The sequence below is a fragment of the Arthrobacter sp. Soil_C_49 genome, assembly GCF_057656635.1.
Genome location: NZ_JBDGJZ010000025.1, coordinates 2,084 through 5,467 on the forward strand (window position 1 = coordinate 2,084; position 3,384 = coordinate 5,467).

The window sequence follows — 3,384 nt, forward strand, 5'->3', positions numbered from 1 at the left end:
TGGTGTGGTTGGTTTTCATGGTTCTCTCGAAAATTACTGATTGATCTTTTGTGGTCAAGTTTTTAAGAGCACACGGTGGATGCCTTGGCATTAGGAGCCGAAGAAGGACGTAGGAATCTGCGATAAGCCTGGGGGAGTCGATAACCGGACTGTGATCCCAGGGTGTCCGAATGGGGAAACCCCGCCAGACGCGCGAGTGATCTGGTGACCCGCATCTGAACACATAGGGTGCGTGGAGGGAACGCGGGGAAGTGAAACATCTCAGTACCCGCAGGAAGAGAAAACAATAGTGATTCCGTTAGTAGTGGCGAGCGAACGCGGATCAGGCTAAACCGTTCCATGTGTGATAGCCGGCGGGCGTTGCATGGTCGGGGTTGTGGGACTTTCCATACCAGCTCTGCCGGGTTGGTGAGGTGTGATGTGCAGGCATAGGTGAACGGTCTTGAAAGGCCGGCCAGAGAGGGTGTGAGCCCCGTAACTGTAATGTTGTGTACCGCCTGGAGAGTATCCCAAGTAGCACGGGGCCCGAGAAATCCCGTGTGAATCTGTCAGGACCACCTGATAAGCCTAAATACTCCCTAATGACCGATAGCGGACCAGTACCGTGAGGGAAAGGTGAAAAGTACCCCGGGAGGGGAGTGAAACAGTACCTGAAACCGTGTGCTTACAATCCGTCGGAGCAGTCGCGAGTAATCGCATAGTAACTGTGACGGCGTGCCTTTTGAAGAATGAGCCTGCGAGTTAGTGTTACGTCGCGAGGTTAACCCGTGTGGGGAAGCCGTAGCGAAAGCGAGTCTGAATAGGGCGTTGCAGTGGCGTGATCTAGACCCGAAGCGAAGTGATCTACCCATGGCCAGGTTGAAGCGACGGTAAGACGTCGTGGAGGACCGAACCCACTTCAGTTGAAAATGGAGGGGATGAGCTGTGGGTAGGGGTGAAAGGCCAATCAAACTTCGTGATAGCTGGTTCTCCCCGAAATGCATTTAGGTGCAGCGTTGCGTGTTTCTTGCTGGAGGTAGAGCTACTGGATGGCTAATGGGCCCTACAAGGTTACTGACGTCAGCCAAACTCCGAATGCCGGTAAGTGAGAGCGCAGCAGTGAGACTGTGGGGGATAAGCTTCATAGTCGAGAGGGAAACAGCCCAGACCACCAACTAAGGCCCCTAAGCGTGTGCTAAGTGGGAAAGGATGTGGAGTTGCTCAGACAACCAGGAGGTTGGCTTAGAAGCAGCCATCCTTAAAAGAGTGCGTAATAGCTCACTGGTCAAGTGATTCCGCGCCGACAATGTAGCGGGGCTCAAGTACACCGCCGAAGTTGTGGCATTCAAACAATGACTAAGCCTTCGTGGTTCAGGTGTTTGGATGGGTAGGGGAGCGTCGTGTGGGCAGTGAAGTCGCGGTGTAAACCAGCGGTGGAGCCTACACGAGTGAGAATGCAGGCATGAGTAGCGAAAGACGGGTGAGAAACCCGTCCGCCGAATGATCAAGGGTTCCAGGGTCAAGCTAATCTGCCCTGGGTAAGTCGGGACCTAAGGCGAGGCCGACAGGCGTAGTCGATGGACAACGGGTTGATATTCCCGTACCGGCGAAAAACCGCCCATGCTGAACAGGGGATACTAACTGCCCGAGACCTGCCCGATCACCCTTGTGGTGTGAGGGTTTTGGTGGAGCGCAGGACCTGATCCTGGGAGGCAAGCGTATTAACAGGTGTGACGCAGGAAGGTAGCCAAGCCGGGCGATGGTTGTCCCGGTCTAAGGATGTAGGGCGAACGGTAGGCAAATCCGCTGTTCATGATGCCTGAGATCTGATGGGACCCCCGTTTGGGGGGATTTGGTGATCCTATGCTGCCGAGAAAAGCATCGACGCGAGGTTTTAGCCGCCCGTACCCCAAACCGACACAGGTGATCAGGTAGAGAATACTAAGGCGATCGAGAGAATTATGGTTAAGGAACTCGGCAAAATGCCCCCGTAACTTCGGGAGAAGGGGGGCCCCAACCTTGATGGACACTTGCTGTCCGGAGGGGATCGGGGCCGCAGAGACCAGGGGGAAGCGACTGTTTACTAAAAACACAGGTCCGTGCGAAGTCGCAAGACGATGTATACGGACTGACTCCTGCCCGGTGCTGGAAGGTTAAGAGGACCGGTTAGCCTCACGGCGAAGCTGAGAATTTAAGCCCCAGTAAACGGCGGTGGTAACTATAACCATCCTAAGGTAGCGAAATTCCTTGTCGGGTAAGTTCCGACCTGCACGAATGGAGTAACGACTTCCCCGCTGTCTCAACCATAAACTCGGCGAAATTGCAGTACGAGTAAAGATGCTCGTTACGCGCAGCAGGACGGAAAGACCCCGAGACCTTTACTATAGTTTGGTATTGGTGTTCGGAGTGGCTTGTGTAGGATAGGTGGGAGACGTTGAAGCCCGGACGCCAGTTCGGGTGGAGTCATCGTTGAAATACCACTCTGGTCACTTTGGACATCTAACTTCGGCCCGTAATCCGGGTCAGGGACAGTGCCTGATGGGTAGTTTAACTGGGGCGGTTGCCTCCTAAAAAGTAACGGAGGCGCCCAAAGGTTCCCTCAGCCTGGTTGGCAATCAGGTGTCGAGTGTAAGTGCACAAGGGAGCTTGACTGTGAGAGAGACATCTCGAGCAGGGACGAAAGTCGGGACTAGTGATCCGGCGGTACATTGTGGAATGGCCGTCGCTCAACGGATAAAAGGTACCTCGGGGATAACAGGCTGATCTTGCCCAAGAGTCCATATCGACGGCATGGTTTGGCACCTCGATGTCGGCTCGTCGCATCCTGGGGCTGGAGTAGGTCCCAAGGGTTGGGCTGTTCGCCCATTAAAGCGGTACGCGAGCTGGGTTTAGAACGTCGTGAGACAGTTCGGTCCCTATCCGCTGCGCGCGCAGGAAATTTGAGAAGGGCTGTCCTTAGTACGAGAGGACCGGGACGGACGAACCTCTGGTGTGTCAGTTGTACTGCCAAGTGCACCGCTGATTAGCTACGTTCGGATGGGATAACCGCTGAAAGCATCTAAGCGGGAAGCTCGCTTCAAGATGAGATTTCCATACACCTTGTGTGTGAGAGGCCCCCAGCCAGACCACTGGGTTGATAGGCCGGATGTGGAAGCGAGGACTAACGACTCGTGAAGCTGACCGGTACTAATAGGCCGATAACTTACACCACACACTCTCTTCGTGAACGGATTCAAAAGACGTTCACACCATGAAGCAGGGTAAAAAGATAACAAGACTGCTTGCGTCCACTATGTGGTTCCCAAACAACAAACCAAACGTTGCTTGCGGAACAAAAACACAACTGAATAACAACACCACACATGTTGTAACCACCAACAGGTTTCCCACCCCCAGGCCTCAAAG

The 3,384-nt window shown here is 54.1% G+C and carries 1 rRNA gene; it reads left to right on the forward strand.

The window, feature by feature from the left end:
* Nucleotides 1-52: 52 nt before the first annotated feature.
* Nucleotides 53-3,190 (forward strand): 23S ribosomal RNA (locus AC3A4Z_RS22530).
* Nucleotides 3,191-3,384: the final 194 nt, after the last annotated feature.